The 21737-nt window shown below is 37.5% G+C and carries 24 protein-coding genes; 12 read left to right on the top strand and 12 right to left on the bottom strand.

Annotated elements, in window-relative coordinates; translation table 11 throughout:
- Nucleotides 1-86: 86 nt before the first annotated feature.
- The 4 genes from FIU87_RS06810 to FIU87_RS06825 form a co-directional block, all read right to left on the bottom strand.
- Nucleotides 87-938: a ClpXP adapter SpxH family protein gene (locus tag FIU87_RS06810; RefSeq protein ID WP_253905529.1), complete on the bottom strand. Its 852-nt coding sequence runs from the start codon at nt 936-938 to the stop codon at nt 87-89.
- A 17-nt stretch (nt 939-955) separates the two neighbouring features.
- Nucleotides 956-1363: a globin domain-containing protein gene (locus FIU87_RS06815; protein WP_152443884.1), complete on the bottom strand. Its 408-nt coding sequence runs from the start codon at nt 1361-1363 to the stop codon at nt 956-958.
- Nucleotides 1364-1521: 158 nt separating this feature from the next.
- On the bottom strand, nt 1522-2187 hold the full coding sequence (locus tag FIU87_RS06820; protein WP_253905530.1) for a lytic transglycosylase domain-containing protein: 666 nt from the start codon (nt 2185-2187) through the stop codon (nt 1522-1524).
- A complete protein-coding gene (locus FIU87_RS06825; RefSeq protein ID WP_152443885.1) occupies nt 2184-2792 on the bottom strand; it encodes a CYTH domain-containing protein in 609 nt (202 codons plus the stop codon). Before FIU87_RS06825 ends, FIU87_RS06820 begins: the two co-directional genes overlap by 4 nt.
- Nucleotides 2793-3221: 429 nt before the next feature.
- Between FIU87_RS06825 and FIU87_RS06830 the strand changes: the two genes are divergently transcribed.
- From FIU87_RS06830 to FIU87_RS06845, 4 genes are read left to right on the top strand one after another with little or no spacing between them, the layout of a single operon-like run.
- Complete coding sequence (locus FIU87_RS06830; RefSeq protein ID WP_152443886.1) at nt 3222-3590, top strand: UPF0738 family protein; 369 nt, start codon at nt 3222-3224, stop codon at nt 3588-3590.
- Nucleotides 3591-3605: 15 nt separating this feature from the next.
- Complete coding sequence (locus tag FIU87_RS06835; RefSeq protein WP_301538657.1) at nt 3606-4238, top strand: GTP diphosphokinase; 633 nt, start codon at nt 3606-3608, stop codon at nt 4236-4238.
- A gap of 17 nt (nt 4239-4255) precedes the next feature.
- Entirely contained in the window at nt 4256-5053 is a 798-nt protein-coding gene (locus FIU87_RS06840) for an NAD kinase (protein ID WP_152443887.1), read from the top strand.
- 13 nt (nt 5054-5066) lie between these two features.
- Nucleotides 5067-5972, top strand: a complete 906-nt coding sequence (locus tag FIU87_RS06845) for an RluA family pseudouridine synthase (RefSeq protein ID WP_152443888.1) — start codon at nt 5067-5069, stop codon at nt 5970-5972.
- Nucleotides 5973-6277: 305 nt separating this feature from the next.
- Here the strand turns inward: FIU87_RS06845 and prpE are convergent, their stop codons facing one another.
- Complete coding sequence (prpE, locus tag FIU87_RS06850; RefSeq protein ID WP_152446453.1) at nt 6278-7018, bottom strand: bis(5'-nucleosyl)-tetraphosphatase PrpE; 741 nt, start codon at nt 7016-7018, stop codon at nt 6278-6280.
- 379 nt (nt 7019-7397) lie between these two features.
- Here prpE and FIU87_RS06855 point away from each other — a divergent pair, with 379 nt between their 5' ends.
- The 3 genes from FIU87_RS06855 (at nt 7398) to FIU87_RS06865 (ending at nt 12022) form a co-directional block, all read left to right on the top strand.
- Nucleotides 7398-9461, top strand: a complete 2064-nt coding sequence (locus FIU87_RS06855) for a cation:proton antiporter domain-containing protein (RefSeq protein WP_152443889.1) — start codon at nt 7398-7400, stop codon at nt 9459-9461.
- 245 nt (nt 9462-9706) lie between these two features.
- Nucleotides 9707-10477 carry an enoyl-ACP reductase FabI gene (gene fabI, locus FIU87_RS06860; RefSeq protein ID WP_152443890.1) on the top strand — a complete coding sequence of 257 codons (771 nt, stop codon included), beginning with the start codon at nt 9707-9709 and terminating at the stop codon, nt 10475-10477.
- Between the two features lie 141 nt (nt 10478-10618).
- Nucleotides 10619-12022, top strand: a complete 1404-nt coding sequence (locus FIU87_RS06865; protein WP_152443891.1) for an N-acetylmuramoyl-L-alanine amidase — start codon at nt 10619-10621, stop codon at nt 12020-12022.
- Between the two features lie 104 nt (nt 12023-12126).
- On the opposite strand, the gene FIU87_RS06870 is transcribed toward FIU87_RS06865, so the two are convergent.
- Genes FIU87_RS06870 through FIU87_RS06885 form a run of 4 tightly spaced genes read right to left on the bottom strand, consistent with a single transcriptional unit; the run spans nt 12127 to nt 16704 of the window.
- Nucleotides 12127-13137 (bottom strand): polysaccharide pyruvyl transferase family protein, encoded by a 1011-nt coding sequence (locus FIU87_RS06870; protein WP_152443892.1) that lies wholly within the window; start codon nt 13135-13137, stop codon nt 12127-12129.
- The gene (locus tag FIU87_RS06875; protein WP_152443893.1) at nt 13134-14651 is read right to left on the bottom strand and encodes a glycosyltransferase; all 1518 of its coding nucleotides are present in this window, start codon (nt 14649-14651) and stop codon (nt 13134-13136) included. The genes FIU87_RS06870 and FIU87_RS06875 overlap by 4 nt, the downstream gene beginning before the upstream one ends.
- 16 nt (nt 14652-14667) lie before the next feature.
- Nucleotides 14668-15732: a non-hydrolyzing UDP-N-acetylglucosamine 2-epimerase gene (wecB, locus tag FIU87_RS06880; protein ID WP_301538658.1), complete on the bottom strand. Its 1065-nt coding sequence runs from the start codon at nt 15730-15732 to the stop codon at nt 14668-14670.
- A 39-nt stretch (nt 15733-15771) separates the two neighbouring features.
- On the bottom strand, nt 15772-16704 hold the full coding sequence (locus tag FIU87_RS06885; RefSeq protein WP_216647556.1) for a glycosyltransferase: 933 nt from the start codon (nt 16702-16704) through the stop codon (nt 15772-15774).
- Between the two features lie 146 nt (nt 16705-16850).
- Between FIU87_RS06885 and FIU87_RS06890 the strand changes: the two genes are divergently transcribed.
- The gene (locus tag FIU87_RS06890; protein WP_172970980.1) at nt 16851-17576 is read left to right on the top strand and encodes a glycosyltransferase family 2 protein; all 726 of its coding nucleotides are present in this window, start codon (nt 16851-16853) and stop codon (nt 17574-17576) included.
- A gap of 17 nt (nt 17577-17593) precedes the next feature.
- On the opposite strand, the gene FIU87_RS06895 is transcribed toward FIU87_RS06890, so the two are convergent.
- Nucleotides 17594-17803 carry a hypothetical protein gene (locus FIU87_RS06895; protein ID WP_152443897.1) on the bottom strand — a complete coding sequence of 70 codons (210 nt, stop codon included), beginning with the start codon at nt 17801-17803 and terminating at the stop codon, nt 17594-17596.
- 22 nt (nt 17804-17825) lie between these two features.
- Entirely contained in the window at nt 17826-18197 is a 372-nt protein-coding gene (locus FIU87_RS06900) for a hypothetical protein (RefSeq protein ID WP_152443898.1), read from the bottom strand.
- A 432-nt stretch (nt 18198-18629) separates the two neighbouring features.
- Here FIU87_RS06900 and FIU87_RS06905 point away from each other — a divergent pair, with 432 nt between their 5' ends.
- Both FIU87_RS06905 and FIU87_RS20975 read left to right on the top strand, forming a co-directional pair.
- Entirely contained in the window at nt 18630-18851 is a 222-nt protein-coding gene (locus FIU87_RS06905; RefSeq protein WP_152443899.1) for a hypothetical protein, read from the top strand.
- A 145-nt stretch (nt 18852-18996) separates the two neighbouring features.
- Nucleotides 18997-19158, top strand: coding sequence for a hypothetical protein (locus tag FIU87_RS20975; protein ID WP_172970981.1), 162 nt, complete (start codon nt 18997-18999; stop codon nt 19156-19158).
- A 14-nt stretch (nt 19159-19172) separates the two neighbouring features.
- Here the strand turns inward: FIU87_RS20975 and FIU87_RS06910 are convergent, their stop codons facing one another.
- A complete protein-coding gene (locus FIU87_RS06910; RefSeq protein ID WP_152443900.1) occupies nt 19173-19736 on the bottom strand; it encodes a hypothetical protein in 564 nt (187 codons plus the stop codon).
- 198 nt (nt 19737-19934) lie between these two features.
- Between FIU87_RS06910 and FIU87_RS06915 the strand changes: the two genes are divergently transcribed.
- The gene (locus tag FIU87_RS06915) at nt 19935-20834 is read left to right on the top strand and encodes a CgeB family protein (protein WP_152443901.1); all 900 of its coding nucleotides are present in this window, start codon (nt 19935-19937) and stop codon (nt 20832-20834) included.
- A 15-nt stretch (nt 20835-20849) separates the two neighbouring features.
- Entirely contained in the window at nt 20850-21713 is an 864-nt protein-coding gene (gene rfbA, locus FIU87_RS06920; protein ID WP_152443902.1) for a glucose-1-phosphate thymidylyltransferase RfbA, read from the top strand.
- Nucleotides 21714-21737 lie beyond the last annotated feature (24 nt).

The following is a 21737-nucleotide window of genomic DNA, read 5'->3' on the forward strand; positions in this document are numbered from 1 at the left end:
AAATAATATGAATTTAATGATTAGACGGGCACGGCAGAAGCCTAAAAAAACCAGGTTCGAATGAACCTGGTTTTTAGTGTGTTTGTTTACTTTTCTATATATTTCCAAAATGTTCCGTATTTAACGGGGACCTTTTCAACTTTTTGCGCTAGTTGCAGTTTCTTAAGCTCGTGCTCCACTTCTGCTATAGGTAGATTATACACAACAGATATCTCTTTTGTTGCTACAAAAGAAAATTGCTTTAAAAACTCCTCTAGAGGTGGAAGCATCTTCGGAAACGGCTGTTCTCCGAGCATGTCTTGCAGAATATGGACATAGACTTCATAGGAATGATAGCCCGACACTTTAATTCCTTCCTCTTCAATATTTTCATTGAAGAAAACGAGGGTAGGAATTTCGGATACTTCCATTTCATTTGTAATCTTGAAATCACAATTCAATGCTTTAGATGCACAATCACCTTGCATGTCTTTTTCAAACTCATCCATATCAAGTCCAACAGATTGTGCGCAATAATTCAACACGGAAAGCTCAGAGATGTCTTGTTTCTTTAAAAAAAGAACCTCTTGTACTTTTCGCAAAAACTTAATTCCTGCTCTGCGTCCTTGGAGCTCGGCAGCCTTTATAGCCACAGAGGCCACATAGGGCGATTCGATTGGGTTTTCAAGCCACAAGGACCCATCACAGGACATTCCAGAACGAGTGGCAGTTCTCTCCCAAACCTGGGCCATGGATGCTGCATAATGCTTTTTAGCTAGGTTTAAGGAGGTTAGTCTACCAGTTACAATATGCTTAATCGTAAAATACTGGCCAAACTGAACATATAACTTTTTCAACATTGGCTCCAATGCCCAGCACTCTGGACATAGTGGATCAATAAAAAAGTATATTTCAATTGGTTTATTTGTCGTGTGCTGTATGTTTTTTAAATAAAACAACTTCTTATCATGACAGGTCACATTGAATCTTCCTTTTCTTCAGGTTTGTCTGGGGTATTAATCATATGCTGAGCCGTTAAAACTAAACGCTGAAAAAATTCTTTTCGATGAGGACCTTCTAGTCCAATTTCGTCCATTGCTTCTTCCATACAGGACAGCCAAGCATTGGCACGCTTAGGCGTAATTTCAAAAGGCATATGGCGTGCTCTTAACATTGGATGACCATGTTCACTTGTATAAAGTGCAGGACCTCCTAAATACTGAGTGAGAAATTGTTTCTGCTTTCTCGCCGTTTCTGACAGATCATTTGGAAATATTGGAGCTAAGCTCGGATGCTGACCAACACGTTCATAAAAAGCATCAACAAGTTGATGGATAATCTGTTCTCCGCCTAACATTTCATAGGGTGATGAGATGGGATTCATATGTTAACTCCTCATGTGTTTAAAGTAACGATTGTATATATATTTTAGCAATGTGATTATTATATCTCAAACAATTCGATTCCACGCTTGCAAAAAACAGGGAAAAAAGGGAGGAAGCTGGGAAGAAAAATAGAAAAAAACCACCTTAAAAAAGGTGGTTAGGTGTGAAAGCTTTCCGTCACTTTCCGAACATAATTCATCGTTTCTTTAAATGGTGGAATGCCGTTATATTTATCTACATTACCTGGACCTGCATTATAAGCGGCGAGAGCTAGTTTTACGTTTCCATCATATTTATCAAGCATCTGCTTGATATACTTAGTGCCGCCCATAATGTTTTGATAGGGATCAAAGGAGTTTTTAACACCGAGCCCTTTAGCGGTACCAGGCATTAATTGCATCAACCCTGCCGCACCTGCATGACTGAGAGCATTTGGATTGAAACTGGATTCCTGCCTAATGATGGATTTGATCAGTTTTGGATCAACTCCAAAACGGCTTGCAGCTTCTTGAATGATCTCTTCAAAATCAGATCCATTCGTAAGAGGATTATGAGTGATAGGAACAGGAGCAGGAGTATGATCCAAGCTGAAAGAATTTACTTTGTTCAATAGCTCTGCTGTGTTCAAGGGATGTACAAATGGCATGCTAGGAGGCATGGACGAAAACGACGTAGCTTGTTGCTTGTCACCGCTATTTGCTAATAAGCTCTCCAATATGTCAGCAAAATGCTGTTGGGAGTTTGGTGTACTGGTATTACTTTTGGATGACATTCCTTGCAATGCCTGGAGTTGCATCATCGACCGCAAATGTTCCACATTCACACTAAATCACCACTTTCTTTTAACGAACAACCCTTTGCCTCATAAAAACGGGCAACCTTGTTTTTCGTATCTCGAACAGTGATTCCGTACGCGTTTAAGAGTTCCTGAAACACTTCTTTTCCTTTTTCATAGCTTTTTACTTCATATTCTAATTCAAAGTCACTAGTATCAAGATAATGGCTTTCATCAAGCACCAACAACCCATCTTGATATGGGACTTCCACTCTGTTAGTTTTTAATGATCCGAAAAAAGTGAAAGAAGAAGGATCAATCATAAGCTCTTCCTTAACAATAGTAAAAATGGCTCCATCTACTATGCCGCCATGATTCTGCATGTGGTGAAAGTCATCTTCGCTTATCGCCTGATGAGTTTCTAGCTTTCCGTCTTTTGCTGGTTGTTTAAGTGTTAAGGTATGGCTCTCACCGAGGATCCTGACGCGCAAAGCACAGCCTTTTGATTTTAAGGAGAAATCTTGTGTATCAAAATAATAGTTGACTTGTTCAAAGAAATGCTCAGGCTCGACTTTAAATGCTGAACAAAGGGAGGTAAATTCATCAAAGGTCAGCAGGTTTTTAAATTCAATTTCAAGTTCTTGGTGGCTCATACAAAACGACCTCTCTTCGTTATAATTACTTCTATTATTACGCTCATTTAAAAGATTGGCAATCCTAAACGATATTCTTTTACTACTAAAAGGCTGTTTATACATACTTTGTTGCAACAACAAGCTTTGAGAAAGGTTGTTTTCGCAAACTTTGTTGCTCAGAAGTATATTTAGTACCTTCGTATTCAACGGTGGTGTCGTGCTCTTTTCGTTAAGGAGTTATAAATATGTGGCAATTTTCCTTTACTTCATGAGTGGAAAAGTCCTAGAGCCGACTTTTTATTAGGGTTTTAGCAACAATCTTTTAGAAAAGAGCTTGGAGAAAAGAGCTTACGAAAAAACAAATAGGAAAAATCCATGTTTCCATTTCGTTGCAGACTGGGAAGTATGATAATATATGATTAGGAATTTGGTTGGAAGGAGATCATTATGCAAAAAAGAATAGAAATTACAAAAACATCATGGAAAGAACAACAACTTTTGCTTGAGGCAGACAACGCACCCTTTTCATTAGAAGGGGTTACTGCCAGCAACCAAATGCTAGTAGATTCTGATAACCTGGCATTTATTTATAAGCTTGAAACAGCATCTGAGTTTATTTATGTAAGCATAAAGGATCAATTTTGGAAAGATATGAAAACAGCATTGGTTGAAAAAAAAGTGGTGGTCCTTGTGGTAGGAGATCTAGCTTTACTGCTTACCAATATAGAAGAGGAATTAGGATATTTAATAGATAACATTAGAGATAATGCCAATTATGGTGAAGAGATGGAGAGAAGAGTAAACGAGATTTTTTAAGGGGTATGGCCAATTATGATACAACATTGGGATTTGTTTTTGGCGCCTTATAAACAGGCGATTGATGAAATGAAGGTAAAATTAAAGGGGATGCGCGGCCAGTTCATGATGCAATCAGAACACTCACCAATTGAATTTGTCACTGCAAGAGTAAAGCCGATTGCAAGTATATTGGACAAGGCAACGCGAAAAGGGATTCCGTTAGAAAAGCTAGAAGATGAAATGCAGGACATTGCAGGTGTCCGGATGATGTGCCAGTTTGTGGATGATATACATACTGTAGTAGAAATTTTACGAAACCGAAATGACTTTGACATTGTCGAGGAAAGGGACTATGTGTCCTCTCGCAAAAACAGTGGGTACCGCTCTTATCATGTGGTTGTCCGTTATCCTGTACAAACCATCAATGGGGAAAAAAACATCCTGGTAGAGATACAAATCAGGACGCTTGCTATGAACTTTTGGGCAACGATTGAGCACTCATTAAACTATAAATATAGTGGACAATTCCCACAGGATATAAAAGAAAGACTCGTTCGAGCAGCAGAAGCAGCCTACTTATTAGATGCCGAAATGTCGCAAATACGTGGTGAGATTCAAGAAGCACAAGTGATTTTCTCCAGAAAAAAAGAAATGGATAAGGATTAACATTCAGGGGTGAAAATATGAAATTTGCGGTAACCTCCAAAGGGGATTCTGTTTCAAATACACTGATGCACAAAATGAGAACCTATTTACAAGATTTTGATCTTACCTATGATGAGGACCAACCTGATTTGGTTGTTTCAGTTGGTGGTGATGGGACCTTGCTATACGCGTTTCACCGCTATCGCAGTAGACTCGATAAAACGGCGTTTATTGGCGTCCATACAGGTCACCTCGGATTTTATGCAGACTGGGTACCGGAAGAGATTGAAAAGCTAGTCATCGCAATCGCCAAAACACCTTACCAAACGGTGGAATATCCATTGCTCGAAGTTATCATTCGCTACAATGATGGAGGCAGAGAGGCACGCTATCTTGCCTTAAACGAATGTACCGTCAAAAGTGTAGAGGGGACACTCGTAATGGATGTTGAAATTAAAGGACAGCTGTTTGAAACCTTCCGTGGAGACGGACTCTGTATTTCCACTCCATCAGGAAGTACGGCTTACAACAAGGCACTTGGAGGGGCGATTTTGCATCCATCCTTGCCAGCCATCCAGCTTGCTGAAATGGCCTCTATCAATAACAGGGTATTTAGGACCATCGGATCTCCACTTGTTTTGCCCCAGCATCATACTTGTCTGTTAAAGCCTGTTAATGATGTGGATTATCAAATTACCATTGACCATCTTACCCTGTTACATAAGGATGTAAAATCGATTCAGTGCAGGGTGGCAAAAGAGAAAATTCGTTTTGCACGTTTCCGCCCATTTCCTTTTTGGAAACGAGTCAGCGATTCATTCATTACCGATAAATAAGAGGGATCTTAACATGAAAGGGTTCTGTCTAACATTTACCATTCAAAAAGAAAACAAAGGGATGCTCTTGCGTGATTTCTTAAAAGATAAGCAAATTTCCAAAGCAGCCCTTGTGGATATTAAATTTCACGGAGGGGCGCTGCTTGTAAATGGCAGCGCCGTTACTGTGCGCTATCCTCTTCAAGAAAGAGATGTAGTGGAGGTGTATTTTCCCATAGAGTCTCCAAGTGAAGATCTCCTAGCAGAGGACATTCCTTTGGACATTGTGTATGAAGATGAATATGTCCTTGTGATTAACAAGCATGCAGGCATTTCGAGTATTCCTTCGCGTGAACACCGCTCTAGAACGCTGGCTAATGGAATCCTGCATTACTATGGTTTGCAAGGCTTTCAAGCTACCATTCATATTGTGACAAGGCTTGATAGGGACACTTCAGGGTTAATGCTCATTGCTAAGCATCGTCATGCGCATCACCTGTTTTCCTTACAGCAGAAAAAGTTTGCTGTGAGACGGAGATATGAGGCAGTGGTGCATGGAATAGTGAAGGAAGCTGTCGGGACAATAGATGCACCAATCGGCAGAAAAGACACCAGTATCATTGAACGAGAGGTTCGAGAAGACGGTCAGGTGGCCGTTACTCATTATGAGGTCTTGAAGCAGGGACAAGCATGGAGTCATCTCTCTCTCCGATTGGAAACCGGTCGGACCCATCAAATTCGCGTACATATGGCACATATTGGGCATCCGTTAGTTGGAGACACGCTTTATGGAGGCCAGAAAGTTGGTGATCTGACTCGTCAGGCTCTTCACAGCTGCGAACTGACCTTTTTTCATCCTTATTTGGAGAAGGAGCTGACATTTTGTAGTGAATTGCCTCGGGATATGAAGAGGATGTTGGACGGTGGGCAGGGGAAGTGACTTTTCCTTTTGGCAAGGTGCGATACAAGTAAGGGGCATCGTCGAGGATGAAATAGATGAGTGAGAGTGTAAGGTCAAGGGTGGTTTTTGATGAATTTTGGGGTTCGCTCGTAAATGAGGATATTCGCTCGTAAATGAGGATATTCGCTCGTAAATTAAAATTATCGCTCGCAAATTTCATTTTTCGCTCATAAATCCTAAATATCGCTCCTAGGCTTCAAAAAAGAGGTGTTTGCAATCCCAACCCCTACGCAAACACCTCTTTTGAAACCAACCTTTAAACTCGCTGCCACCAACAGGGTGTTTCAATCCCAAAGCTCTCGAAATTTCTCCCGTACAAACGGCATACTAGAGTCAACAGAGACAACCTCCATCTCAGGATAACGCAGTGACGAGAGCTTTCCACCAAACACGGCTCCTGTATCAATATTCGCGGTCCGATTCACTACTCGCACTTCACGAACTGGTGTGTGTCCGTAAACAATCCAAGCTTCGCCATTGTAATCTTGTGCCCAATCCTTTCGAACAGGCATCCCGTTTGCGTGAAACTCACCTGTGATATCTCCATACAACACAAAAGTTTTCACTTTCTTTCCCTGTTGCCCAATGTATTCCTTCTTTAAGCCCGCATGAGCGACTATCAACTTCCCACCATCCAACACCTGATAGAGCGGGGCTTTCTCATATAGTTCAATAAATGTTGACCGGAAAACCTTTTGCTCTTCTACGGAAAGAGCCTCAAACTCTGCAACAGTTGTTTCTAGTCCGTGCGTTTGCTGCACTTTATTACCTAATAAGAAGCGATAAAGCTTGTTGCAATGGTTTCCGGGAACATAGTAGGCCATACCGCTTAAAACCATTGTGGCGACCATGTTTACTACCCCGATAGAATCAGGACCTCTGTCTGTCAGGTCGCCAACGAAGGCAAGCTTTCGTCCATCTTTATGTGAGTAATGACCTGCTTCAACTGTATACCCTAACTTTTGAAGAAGCTCTTTGAACTCTCTTACACATCCATGTATATCACCAATAACATCTATTTTCATTACATATACGACTCCTTCCTCTTCTATACATAACTTTTCCACCTCTTCCATACATATGAGAGTGATAATTGGAAAAAGGTAATACTATTGTTAATTTCTTCATTGTATCAAATAGCCTGTATGCTTATGTAAAATTATTGTTATTTTTTATCAGATTACTGTGTTAGTGCAGTAAATTCGTGGTATAATTTTTTCTTATTAATAGAAAACTCCGCTGTTGATTTCCACAAAATGACTCCGCGTCCTGCGGGGCGATTAGTAAGTCTCCTCGGCTACGTCTGTGGGGTCTTAAGTCTTTCGCTTCATTCCCGCGAGAGACTCCGCCTTTTGCTTCAATCAACAGCATAAACTATAAAATATTCTGATTGGAGAAGATAGAATGTTTGAGCTGCCAATCAAAGAGCCAGTATTAGTATTTACAATTGCCATGATTATTTTCTTCATTTTTCCCTATTTCATGAAATTGTTGCGTATACCGGGGCTTATCGGACCAATATTAGCAGGTGTCATCATTGGACCTAATGGACTAGCAGTGTTAGAGAGAAGTTCTACCATTGAACTCCTTGGCACAGTTGGATTGCTCTTTATCATGTTCATTGCCGGACTTGAAATGGATTTAGACGGGTTTAAGAAGTACCGAAACCGCAGTATTGTATATGGAATGATGTCGTTTTGGATTCCTCTAATTGTTGGAACGATCATCAGTTTAATGCTTGGATATAGTGTTGCAGCCTCCATCTTAATTGGCTCCATTCTTGGGTCTCATACCCTCCTTGGTTATCCTATCGCCAGTCGTCTTGGCATAGGAAAAAGTAAAGCAATTACAACAGCTGTTGGTGGAAGTATTCTAACCGATACGTTTGCTTTACTTGTGCTGGCTGTCATAACAGGTGCAGCTGCAGGTCAGCTTGACATCTATTTTGGTATCAAGCTGACATTTTCCTTGATTGTTTTTGTTGCCATTATCTTTATTGGTACTCCTTATCTTTCTAGATGGTTTTTCCGCAACATCGCAACAGAGGGAACAGGGGAATTCATTTATGTAATGGTCATGCTATTTACAGCAGGCTCGCTTGCCCTCATTGCTGGATTGCAGCCAATTATTGGAGCATTCTTGGTAGGTCTCGCGCTTAACCGTTTTATTTTTGATCAAGGTCCTCTAATGAACAGAATTCGATTTACTGCAAACAGTATTTTTATTCCATTTTTCCTGTTATCTGTAGGGATGCTGATGGATCTTCGCGTGCTCATTGGAAATTCAAAAGCATGGATTTTAACCGTTGCGATTGTTCTTGGACTATTATTTAGTAAATACATTGCTGCCTGGCTTACGAGTATCTTTTATCAATATTCAAAAGATGAGCGGCTTGTTATCTTCGGATTAACAACACCTCAGGCAGCAGCTACTCTTGCCGCAACCTTAGTTGGCTTTAATGTAGGGCTACTTGATCAAGCAACTGTCAATGGTGTCATCATCATGATACTAATCACTTGTATTATCGGACCATACCTTGTGGAAAAATATGGCCGTAACCTTGCGCTTGCAGAGGAAATGAAGCCTGTTCAAAAGGGGGATGCACCGGAGCGAATCTTGATTCCCATTGCAAACCCAAATACGATGGAATCCTTAATGGATTTGGCTTTTGTCATCCGTCAATCCAATTCCATTGACCACCCTCTTTACGCACTAAGTGTGGTGCAGCGTGATATGTGGGGCTCAGATGTGGATGTTGCCAAAGCAGAGAAGATGCTAGGTCAGGCAGTATCGTATTCTAGTGGAGCTGATATCCCTTTACGTGTTACTACAAGGGTAGATAGAAATATTGCCACTGGTATTAATCGTGCGATTGCAGAAGAAAGAATCACGACACTTGTTGCCGGATGGAATGGCGAAAGAACCGCGCCGCAAAAAATCTTTGGTGGAGTTATTGATCAAGTACTAGATCAAACAAATGTGTCGGTATTAATCTCAAAACTCGGTCATCCTCTGAACACTACTAAACGGATCGTGCTCATTCTACCTAAAGGAATCGATCATAAATCTGGGTACTGGGATGCGCTTGCAACCATTAAATTAATTGCGAGCAACCTAGGTGCCACAATTCAATGCTATTGTATCAAAGGATTTCCTGACACATATAAAGCTCATATGAAAGAAATCAAACCAAATCCTCCAACCGTTGTGGAGTGGGTAGAAGGCTGGCATGCTCTATATGAAAATAAGCTGCCGAACTTCCGGGCTGATGACATTGTGGTGGTTTTAAGTGCAAGACGTGGTACAACCGGCTGGCATCCACAGCTGGAAAAAATACCAGGAAAGCTTGCAAAAATAAACCCAGAAAGCTTTATCATTTTTTATCCTACCGAAGAAAAAGAAGACCTCCGTGGAACACGTGGAACGGAAATACCAAAAGAAGTATTACTTGGAAGAGATTATGACTAAAGAGAGCGTGCAACTTGCACCTCTCTATTTTTTATTGGCTAATGAGTATAGCTGTTGATTGGACCAAATGAAGGAGACTCCAGCGGGAAATAGTGCGTCTGGTGAGACCCCGCAGGACGCTTAGCCATTTTGCGGAAATTAACAGCGGTATTTATAATAGAATTTTTCGTATTCGCATTTTCAAAACAATATGCTATAATTATGACTAGGTACTAATAACTTATATAAATAGGAGGATATAAATAATGAATTTATCCTTAGATGGACGTACATATGTCGTAATGGGTGTTGCCAACAAGCGAAGCATTGCATGGGGAATTGCTCGGTCCCTACATGATGCAGGAGCGCGTCTTGTATTTACTTACGCAGGAGAGCGCTTGGAGAAAAGTGTTCGCGAGCTAGCTGAATCACTTGAGAGAAACGACAGCATCGTGCTTCCATGCGATGTAACAAAGGACGAAGAAGTGCACACGTGCTTCCAGCAAATTAAAGAAGAAGTTGGCACGATTCACGGTGTAGCTCACTGTATCGCTTTCGCTAACAAAGAAGAGCTGCAAGGCGATTACATGAACACGACAAGAGATGGCTTCCTTCTAGCGCATAACATCAGCTCGTATTCGTTAACTGCTGTTGCAAAAGAAGCGAAAGAAATTATGACAGAAGGCGGTAGCATTGTTACATTAACCTACCTTGGCGGTGAGAAAGTTGTTCCAAACTACAACGTCATGGGTGTAGCAAAAGCAAGCCTTGATGCGAGTGTGAAATACCTTGCTAATGATCTTGGAAAAATGGGAATCCGTGTGAATTCCATTTCTGCTGGACCAATTCGTACCCTTTCTGCTAAAGGTGTAAGTGACTTTAACTCCATTCTAAAAGAAATTGAAGAGACTGCACCACTGCGCAGAGTTACTACACAAGAAGAAGTTGGCGATGCCGCATTGTTCTTATTTAGCAATCTTTCCCGTGGGATCACAGGAGAGAACATTCACGTCGACTCTGGTTATCACATCCTTTAAAAAAACAGCCCCGTTGAGGAGAGAAACATTTCTTCGACGGGGCTTCTTTCTTCTACTAAAATTCCTCTCATACACCTCCATATACACCCAATCCAACCTCCAAATCTAGCATATTCTATAGTAAAAGGAGGGTTTTACTAAATGAAGATAATAGTATTAGATCCTGGTCACGGTGGTCAGGATCCTGGTGCTGTGCACCAAACACTAATGGAAAAAGACTTAAATCTAAACATAGCCAAAAGAGTAAGAGCATATTTGGAAAAAGAATATGAAGTGAAAATTTCGATGACAAGGGAGGGGGATTCTACTGTCAGTCTTGAGGCACGTACAAGTCTTGCAACTAGTATAAAAGCGGACTACTTCTGCTCCATTCATCACAATGCAGGTGGAGGAACAGGTTTTGAAAGCTACCGGAACAGTGGTTCCACATCGAGTAAGGAACGCACCTATCATGAAATCATTCACCGTGAAATAGTAAATGTGGTGACAGGTAAATACAATAGGAGAGACAGAGGAATAAAGACCGCCAACTTCCATGTGTTAAGAGAAACAAAGATGCCTGCTGTTTTGTTAGAGCTTCTCTTCATGGATACAGCTCAGGATAGGGAGCTTCTACTACATGAAAGCTTCAAGGAGGATATCTCAAAGGCAATTGGAGAGGGTCTTGCTAAAGCGTTAGCCCTGCCAAAAAAGGTGACAACCAATTTGTATAAAGTCATCGCAGGATCCTTTAAGGACCGTAAAAATGCCGAAGCCAGATTGCTCTATTTACAGCAAAAGGGCATCACAGCTATTATTGTAACGACGACCTTAAATGGAGCACCCTACTATAGGGTGCAGGCTGGTGCTTTTAAAGACCGAGAGAATGCAGAAAGATATGTGGAACAAATAAAGAAAAACGGAGTGGAAGCATTTATTCTTGTTGAAGAAACCCTTCCCGCAGCGCCAACCCCACCCTCGCCTCCTTCTCCTCCAGAACCAAGTCCAACACCTACCGGACTTTCTATTGAAGGATCTGCTGTAATCGAAGCAGAAGAGCTTGATGCATTTGTAAAAACCATTCATTCGAATGCCCCACTACTTGGGAAATACTATATAGCACTAGGAAAAACTTACGGAATTCGAGGAGATGTAGCTTACGCACAAGCTATTCATGAGACCAACTATTTCCGTTTTACTGGGGCTGTAAAAGCCAACCAAAATAACTTCGCAGGAATTGGTGCCACAGGAGGTGACGTTAGAGGAGCAGTATTTGCCACTCCAGAAGAAGGAGTGCTAGCACATATTCAGCACCTATATGCTTACGCTAACAAGAAGCCTCTACCAAACACCTATCCCAAGGTAGACCCACGTTTTGACTTGGTGACAAGAGGAATCGCTCCAACATGGGTTGCTCTCAACGGTCGCTGGGCAGTTCCAGGTACAAATTATGGACAGCTCATCCTAAAAATATATGAAAAAATACTCGAAGAAACGATAACCATCAAACAACAAGAAATAGAAAAAATGCGAGATGCATTAGTCGAATTAAGGAACTCAAACTAATGGTATACCAGGCTTTTGGATAAAGCCTGGTTTTTATCATGCTATTATAACTCTTAAATGAGGACTTTATTGGTAACGGACTTTGTTAACTTAAAACAAACTGTCTAATTAATTATATTGAAAAAATTCTCTATATCATTTCTCAAATTGATAAGTGATTCATCACTTAATTTTTCTTTTTCTTTAACTTTTATTGCTACCTTACTAATTCTTTGGTCATCCATTAATAAAAGCTGCTCTAGTTTGTTTTTTATCGCTTCTTCTTCTTCTTCGTAATCACAATAAAAATCAGTTAAATGAAACGCCTGGAGCAAGCTTTTAACCTTACTTAATTTACTAAGACATAGCGTAGGAATATTGTTTCTAATTCCAACCAGTGATGGATGAAGTTTAAAGGAGACTAGATAATCTAAAGATTGAATATGACTATAAGTTACATCTAGGTACTGATAGTTCTTTATGATAATTTCAAATTTCGGGTTATACTTCAAAATTTTTTCTTTCAACTTTAAACAAGTTTGACGATCCGTAAATTTATTTCTTATATCAACAACTTCAATTAAAACAATGGTAAAATCTTTAGAATTTAAGGTGGAAAGAATTCTAGCCATTTTATCTAAGGGGAAATCTTCATAAGAGAAGCTACAAACACCTATTGTTTTTTTGTGTGGATTCTTTATGATTGGATAATTAGGTTGTCGATAACTAAATGCTATATCCGGAACTTCCCTAATCATGGAGTTTAGCTTCATATAATTAGCTAACTTTGCAGAATTAGAATCTCTTACATATAAACCATTAGCTTGCGATATAATTTCTCTATACTTTTCAACTTCAGCTTCTGGCCATGTCTCAGGAGGATAAAAATCAACTACTCCAACACCATATACCCAAACAGGAACGTGCAGTATCTCTTTTGGAAAATATGTGTTGTTATAGGAATAGGGGATGATTAGATCACCGCCACCAATAATGACAGCATCTGAGGATAGAAAGTCTATATGACTGACTATAGGATAAACTGTATCCTTGTATAAAACTTGTTTAAATGTTTCCAAAAATAATTCGTCTCCAAAATTTCCTTTTCCATAATAACCCGCTATGCCTAACTTCATAAACTCACCTCATCTTTGATTCTTTTAAAAACGGATAATTTAGGGTTACTAAACCTAATATGACTAGGATTTTTACTTGCTAATCGAAAGCTTGGTATATACCCTAAATTTATTACTAAATCAGTAATATTCACTGAAAAAGTACTATTAATTGATTCGGATAAGTGAACGTGTTTATAAGAATGCAGGCAAAGAGTGTTTGAGTAAGATAGGGTGTTAATATCAATTAATTCCTTGGTGTATTTTATTTCTAAATGCAGAGTATTAAATTGCTCTGAATTATTTACGTCAATGTCCAAATAATAGTACTCTGCTTTCATATTCACAACCTCTTTAGGACTCAGTAAAAAACAATGATACTCCCCTGAAGGTTTTGTGCCAATAAAAGGAGGGTCATTTTTTAAGTTAGTAGTAGCGTAGTAGGAATTGGTAGTGCAGTGGTTTAAGGCATAAGTTTCATTAAGGTAGGAGAAGGATTGTAGAAGCTTTGAATTGTTATTATTTTTAGTTAGAAGAGGGTAACTATTTACTAACGAATGATAAATGTCTTTATAGCGCTCAGTCCAACTAAATTGTTTAGCAAATTTTGATAAGGTTGAAGGATTACTGTTAGACACAATGCTATTATCAACCATTGAAAGAAATTGATTGTGATCTTTGGCTATGTGAACAAAAGGAGTCAAATTTCTTACTTCTGGAAGATCGGTTGATACAACAGGTTTTCCTGCAGCAAGATATTCATATACCTTTATTGGGTTTGTACTTTGAGTAATTCGATTAATTTTAAAGGGAATAATACAAGTATCAAAATATGAAATTAAAACAGGAAGTTCATGATAATCTCTATAACCAAGGTAATGTACATTGTTTTTGCTAATCATTTCAGTAGATAATAATGGTCCAATGATAATAATCTGTCCTTGTGGATAAGTGTCAGCTAGTTTTGAAATAATCTCTTTGTCTACCCATGGTGCCCAAGCTCCAATATAACCAATCTTGGGTCCAGCAGTAGTGGGTACGCCTTCTAACACTTTCGTATTCAGGCTTTGAGAGGAATAAAAGAATTCCCAGTCACATCCATTAGGTGCAAGTAATTTGGGGGTTTTGGGTGCAATTTTTTTCATTTTGTCCATTAAGTTAGTTGCTGTACAAATGATTGCATCCACTTTATGAATCCATCTTTTTTCATCCATATCCCATTCGGGAAAATCATCAACACAATCGTATACAATGTAGTCAGCCCTACATTGTTTAGCAAAAGGGATTTTCTTGCTCCAGGAAGTCCAAAATAATTTGTTATCATTTAGAGAAGGTAAAATTTGGTCGATAAAGAATTGTGCGTGGTTAATAGTAAAGAGGTTTTTTTCTACTTCGTTCCATACCATTCCAGATTGATTTTCTTTATTAAAATATAGGACTGTGTGATGATCCTGGGCAAACTGACTCATTAGGTGTTGAGGCCGTTGTCTCATAAATGTCCAGTCTATAGTAGGTGGATAAATGATGATAGTCATGGTTCACCTCTTTACATTAATTTAAAATTATGTCTAAAATTTTTCCACTGACCCCATTTTTTCCATAAGGATGGGTCCAATTATTTTGTTTTAATATGCTTGTTTGAACAGCATTTAATATTTTGTCTTTTTGGTAACCTGAAAGTAAATTTGCGCCACACTGAATGGTCTCTGGCCTTTCTGTATTCTCCCTTAAAGTGATACATGGAGTTCCGATGATACATGATTCTTCTTGTAATCCTCCGCTATCTGTCATTACTAATTTAGCAAAAGATTGTAGTTTGATAGATTCGTAAAAGTTTGGTGGAGGATCTAGAACAAGAATATAAGCATTGTTTAGAAGGGTTTGATAAAGGTTATGTTCTTTAAGTATTTTTTTTGTTCTTGGATGCATAGATATAACAAGTTTAAATGTTTTTTGTTCTGCTAATTCCAGAATAGCCGAAATTATAGAAGTGAATCTCGTATGATTGTCTGTGTTCTCTTGTCGATGGATGGTAATAAAGAAATAACTTTTTGGCGCAAGCTTATAAGTTTCTAAAACATTAAGTCCTTTGTAATTTTTTATATATTCAATTGCATCTACAATGGATTGACCTGTATAGTAAATACCATTCGTTATTCCTTCTTTTTTTAAATTGTTGGATGCAATGATAGTGGGTGTAAATAGGTAAGTGGACATATTATCTACTAAAATACGATTAATTTCTTCTGGCATGGATTTATCATAGCTTCTCAAACCTGCTTCAACATGAGCAACTGGAATTAGTACCTTTGCTGCAGCCAAACAAGCTCCTAAGGTGGTATTGGTATCACCGTGAACAATTACAGTATCTATTTTTTCTTTTAGGAAAATTTGTTCAAGTTCTATCATGATTTTTGCTGTTGTTGTAGCATGGGATCCAGAGCCAACACTTAAATGGTAATCAGGTTTAGGCAATTGAAAAATATCAGAAACTATTGCCTCCATGTGATAATCATAATGTTGACCCGAATGTATATAAAGGTGGGAAGAATTTCTTTTTTTTAGTTCCGTTATTAACACTCCCATTTTAATTAACTCTGGACGGGTACCTATCACAACGGCTATTTTCTTTGTTATTGGAATACACCCTTTCGTTTAAGATATGCTGTTTATTAATGAGATAGCTTGATTTATCCGGTGCTTCCATGTGTTGGAAAGAGCAAAACGTTGTCTTCCTGTACTATCCCCTGGATGTTCTAACCGATATTTTACTTTTGTGACAAAATCTGAATGGTTTCTCCCTATATCAACATATGGCTGGGCCAAAACACATTCAGGTAAAGCAGTGGAAATGACGGGTTTACCTGTGGCTAAATATTCATACATCTTAACAGGATTAGTAGCTAAAGTGACAGGAGTAATCTTAAAAGGTATGATACATACTGACATTTCCTTCAAATATGTACCAAGTTGGTGGTGGGGAAGGTGACCTAAATAAGTAACATTTGATAAATACCCTAAATTGAATTTTCTACCAAATCCTACACCTATTATGACAATTTCATCGTCGTTAAAAGTCCGAGCGAGTCTTTTTACTAGAAGATCATCAATCCATGGTGCCCATGCTCCAATGTACCCGATTTGTTTTCTGTCATGGAATGGCGATGATTTGGATGCTGGTAAATGAAGTCCCATCGATTCATCATATGCGTTAGGAAGTAGCTCAATCTTTTTGTTGGGATAAGCTTTTTTTAACCTGAGAAAAATTCTTTCTGCCGTACAGGTAACAGCATTTGCGACTTCAATCATTTCCTCTTCATATTTCATCCAATCTGCGAATTCATCTACACAATCATAAATTATCCAATCTGCTTGATATCTTTCTAATTCTTTTGCAAGCTTAGCCCAAGTACACCATATGCCTATTTTGCAATTTTTCCTTTTTTTAATTATGGGTAATGTTTCTTTAAACCATTTATCATCATCATGTACTAGAAAAAGGTTTGTTGAGAGTAGCTCCATTTCGCAATTTTTTTCCGTTTTGTTAAAGTAATAAACAGTAAATCCTCTTTTCGCAAATTGTTGCATTAATTGTTGGGGTCGCTGTTTCATAAAATCCCAGTCAATTGTAGGAGGGTAAATAATGACGTTGATGATAGATCACCCACTCTCCATATCTAATTGCAAAAAAATATACTTTATATTATGTATTTTATAATTGGAGGTGTGCAAATTTGACAAATAATCTAAAATTTACCATTGTTATTTGTACATTTAATCATGGAGAATACCTAAAAAAGGCAATCAACAGTGTGTTTGCTCAAACCATGATGAACTGGGAGCTTATCGTGGTAAATGATGGATCTGTAGATAACACGTTTGAAATCTTAAATTCATTGAAATCGTTCCCCTATGTGACAATTATTCATAATTCAGAAAATAAAGGAAAATCAGTTTGCATGAATATCGCTCTTGATCTGTCAAAAGGAGATTGGTTGGTTGAACTGGATGCAGATGATTGGCTTTCTAACAATTGCTTAGAAAAGGCATGGGAAGAAATTAATAAACTTCAAGATGACGTCGTTTTAGTATATGGAAAGTATAAAGAATGGCGGGAAAGAACGAGGGATGGGAAACTTTTTTTTTCAAAAATACAAGGAGGTAATTTTGTTAACTATATACAATATATCGATAATCCCACACCAATTGCACCAAGAATTTATAAAACTATTGAAGTAAAAAGAATAAAAGGCTGGAATGTATCAGATATGTATGAGGGTAGAATGTTTGAGGATATTTATGTGGTAAGTTCCTTAGCAATCAGAGGAAAAGTCGTATTTATTGATGACATTTTATATAATAGGAGACTGAGGAAATTCAGTACATCTAATAAACAAACAGCAGAATATAATATATGGAAAAAATGGTTATTAGAAAAAATAAATTCGGGTAGCGAATAATTTCGCTACCTTTATTATTATGATGTTGCTAAAACCCGGATTCCTTCAACGTTTGCAAAGAACACGGTTATTAATTCAGTTGGTGTAACATAAGAGCCATTCCTGACTTCCACTTCAAAAGATTCAGTCCCGACTGACCTTAATATTCCTTCTACAAAAAACTGGTTCGCTCCGTACACTTCAAGATCACGATTAACATATAGTGATAAATTTTCAGCAAATGTCACTACTTTCCCTCCGTTCTATCTCTTAGGATATGCTGATAACACTGGTGTATGGAAGAATAAAAACTTCATCCGTTTGGGTTGTTATTTCTACCGCATCAATTCCTACTATTGTTACGATTCCTTCTACAACGTCAAAAGTCGTATTAACGGTGACCGTCTCTCCTAAATTCTCTTCAAATGCTGTTCGAATGGTATCTATAGGCGCCATAACAATAGCTTCCAAGGCAGTTATTTTGGCTGAATTTGCTGCAATTGTTTCTTCCGCTGATGCAAGCCTTGCTAAAATTACTATTAACTCATCTGGTGGCAGAGGGGGGAGCGGGTTACATTTATTGCAAGAACAATCTCTTGAACAGCTATTATCAAAACATGGTTCTATATAGACAATTCCCATTGTGTTGCCTCCTTTTTTCTTTCGCTATCTTACATTATTCATTCTATAAATAATAGGTACCTGCAAATTAAAGGGGTTAAGTCTTTTTAAAAGTCCATCTTCTCATGAATTGATTACTTTCTATTTAGCCCCCTAACTGATTTAAACACCTACAGGCTTTTGGTTGAAGCCTGGTTTTTTATCATGATACAAGCCACACGCAGCATAGATTAGGAATAATAGTGAAAGGCTGTTTTCCCAAACATTGTTGCTACTGCGTATAGTTAAGACACACGTGTTAAAGGTTGCTGTCGTGCTCTTTTCCTGGAGGAGTTTTATACACGTGGCAATTTTTCTTCGCATAATGATTGGAAAAAGTCTTAAAGCCGACTTTTTCATAGGTTTTAGCAACAATCTTTTAAAAAGAGCCTAGTGAAAAAAAGGGGAGGAGTTATGATGACGCTAGAAGTGCACTCTGCAAAATTACACATCACGTTCCATAAGCAATTTACCCTGCCACCCGATATAAGTGAAAAAGAAGCACTAAATGCCATCCTTTTAGCCATCAGAAACGGCGAAGCCAAAGAAGTCCAAGTCGGAGTAGAATATCTGATGGAAGAAAAAGCACCTGATAAAACACAGCCAAATCAACGAGAATTCATTGAAAAAAAATAACACGAAAGAAAACAGCTGCAACTTTCAAGCAGCTGTTTTTTCTATGCCATAAAGCAAGACATACGAACAATTTTTAGCAAGTACAAACAAGTAACACAAGCTTGAATATACTGTTATCAGCATATAGAAAGGAGTGGAGCACACCATGAAAGGATTAAGAGTAGTAGGTGAAAGCAAAATAGTCGAGGAGGCAACCTACATTAAAAAACAGGAAGCAAAAATAAAGAAAGACAAAAAGAGAAATATGGATCCTAGGTTACAGAATTTGAATGTTAGGCCTTGGATTTTGAATCAGTTTATAAAATAAATTAGGATTCTGAGTTAAGTTATATAATATTTTCTAAGTTTAAAAGTAGTAAATACTAAGCTTTCTTTTGGTAGATAACGATCACAATAAATCTTTTCTGTGTCTCTATTGCAATCATGAACATAAACGTAAGTGCTATCTGAAGAGAGTGCCAAAAAGGAAGCTGTATAAATACTTTTCATTCTACCGGGTGAATCATCAATATTTCCTAATGGTCCATCCACAAAAATTATATCCCAATTTGTTTCTATCAAATCAAAATCAAGGTTTAAGTTAAGTGATTGAGGAGTATCTAACAATTTTAGATAGTCCCTTCTTTTTGTATTGTACTGAACTAATCTAATATCTAAATGTTTGTGTTGATTCAATATTAGGTCGTACCACTCAATATTATCCTCTATAAAAACTGTTTTTCCATTCTTGTTTAATGTATCCCACAATATGCTATCTCTTCCTGCACCAAAAACTAACATGTTACATGGGGACAATTGTTTTAATTCCTGCGCAATATTTAAATATTCTTCAACAGTCAATTGTCCAGGATTATTTAAAACCAACTTTTTTATTTCATCCATCATAGTGTTCACCACCAATATTAATGAGTTGATGACCTGATAGTTCTTTAACAATAAGTCTCTAATATTATTTATCTATATTTAGATAAATAAATTTTATGTGAAATAGTTGAACAGATTATTTTTGTAAAAAATATGTAATTGTACGTGTTATTACAAAAATATATATATGTAGATATTGATTTTTATGAGGAGGTGTAAATGTTGAGATGGGTAATAAAGAATCCAGCTGTTGCAAATCATAAACAATTGAACAGTGGAGATTATCATATTGGTAGGTCACTTACAAAATATCTTAAAAGACGTGGTATTGAAGTTGTTACTGATTACTATCCAAATTACAATGTAAGAAGAAATGCAGATGTTGTATTTGTTATTAGAGGGAGATTTCCATATAAAACATCAAAGAAGTCAATCAACATTATGTGGAATATTAGTCATCCAGAAACTGTTAAGCTTAGCGAATACAAAAGATACGATATCATTTGTGTGGCCTCAGAAAAATATGCAGCAATCCTAAAAAAGAAATTAAAGAAGCCGGTTTTTTCGTTGCTTCAATGCACAGACACGGAGGAGTTTTATGAAGGTAATGATGGACTGAAAAGAGATGGTGTTATCTTTGTAGGTAATACAAGAGGAATTAAGAGACAGTGTGTACCATGGTCTGTAGAACTTAATGTTCCGATTAAAGTATGGGGAAACGGGTGGGAACAGTGGATAGAAAAAAAATACATAATTGATACCTATGTTCCAAACGAGGACTTAGGACAATTGTATTCAAAATCAAAAGTAATCTTAAATGACCATTGGGAAGATATGAAAAAATACGGTTTTATTAACAATAGAACTTTTGATGCATTGGCTTGTGGGTTACCAATTATATCAGACTATCATCCTGAACTAGAAAAATTATTCCCAAAAGGTATTTTATTTTATAACAATAAGGAAGAATTAGCTGATTGCTATAAGAGAATACAAAATTCTTATTCAGATGTGAAAAAAACCATTACAAGCTTAACAAAAAAAGTTAGAGAGGAATTTACATTTGAACAACGAGTAAATGAGCTCTTGGAAATTCTAAAAAAATATAAAAAGAAATAATTTGGGGGTGTGCGTTTGAAAGGAATAATTTTAGCTGGTGGAAAAGGAACCAGGTTATTCCCAATTACTAAAATAATTTCTAAGCATTTATTGCCAATATATAATAAACCTATGATTTATTATTCATTATCAATATTGATGCTAGCAAATATAAAAGAGATATTGTTGATTTCCGATGAGGATAACATAAAATTATATCAAAACTTGTTAGGAGATGGTTCTCATTTAGGATTAACTATTGAATATGCAGAACAAAGAGCTCCAAATGGTATTGCAGAAGCGTTTATTATCGCTGAAAAATTTATTAATGGAGATAATGTTACCTTAATTCTTGGAGATAATATTTTTTTCGGGCATACATTTCCGAGCCTGCTAGAGGAAGCATCGAACGATAATGTTGGAGGTACAGTTTTTGGTTACCATGTGAATAATCCGAACCAGTTTGGAGTAGTAGAAATAAATTCTTGTGGCGAAATTCTATCTATTACTGAAAAACCTCAGAACCCCAATTCTAATATTGCGGTAACAGGACTGTATATATATGATAACGATGTCGTGAATATAGCTAAAAACCTAAAACCTTCTAAAAGAGGAGAGCTAGAAATTACTGATATAAACAAACATTATTTAAGTCAAAAAAGGCTGAAAATTAAGGTGCTAGGCAGAGGGTTTGCTTGGTTAGATACAGGTACACCAGAATCTCTTTTGGAGGCTTCGCTTTTTGTAGAAACGCTTGAGAAAAGACAGAGCTTGAAAATAGCTTGTATAGAAGAAATTGCATTTAATAAGGGTTTTATCTCAAAGCAACAGTTGAAAAAGCTTGCGAATAATCATATAGACAACGAGTATGGATCATATCTGAAAAGAATTTCTCAATAATAATCTACATGAAGGAGGAATCAA

It is taken from the genome of Bacillus sp. THAF10, assembly GCF_009363695.1.
Classification (GTDB): Bacteria; Bacillota; Bacilli; order Bacillales; family Bacillaceae_I; genus Sutcliffiella_A.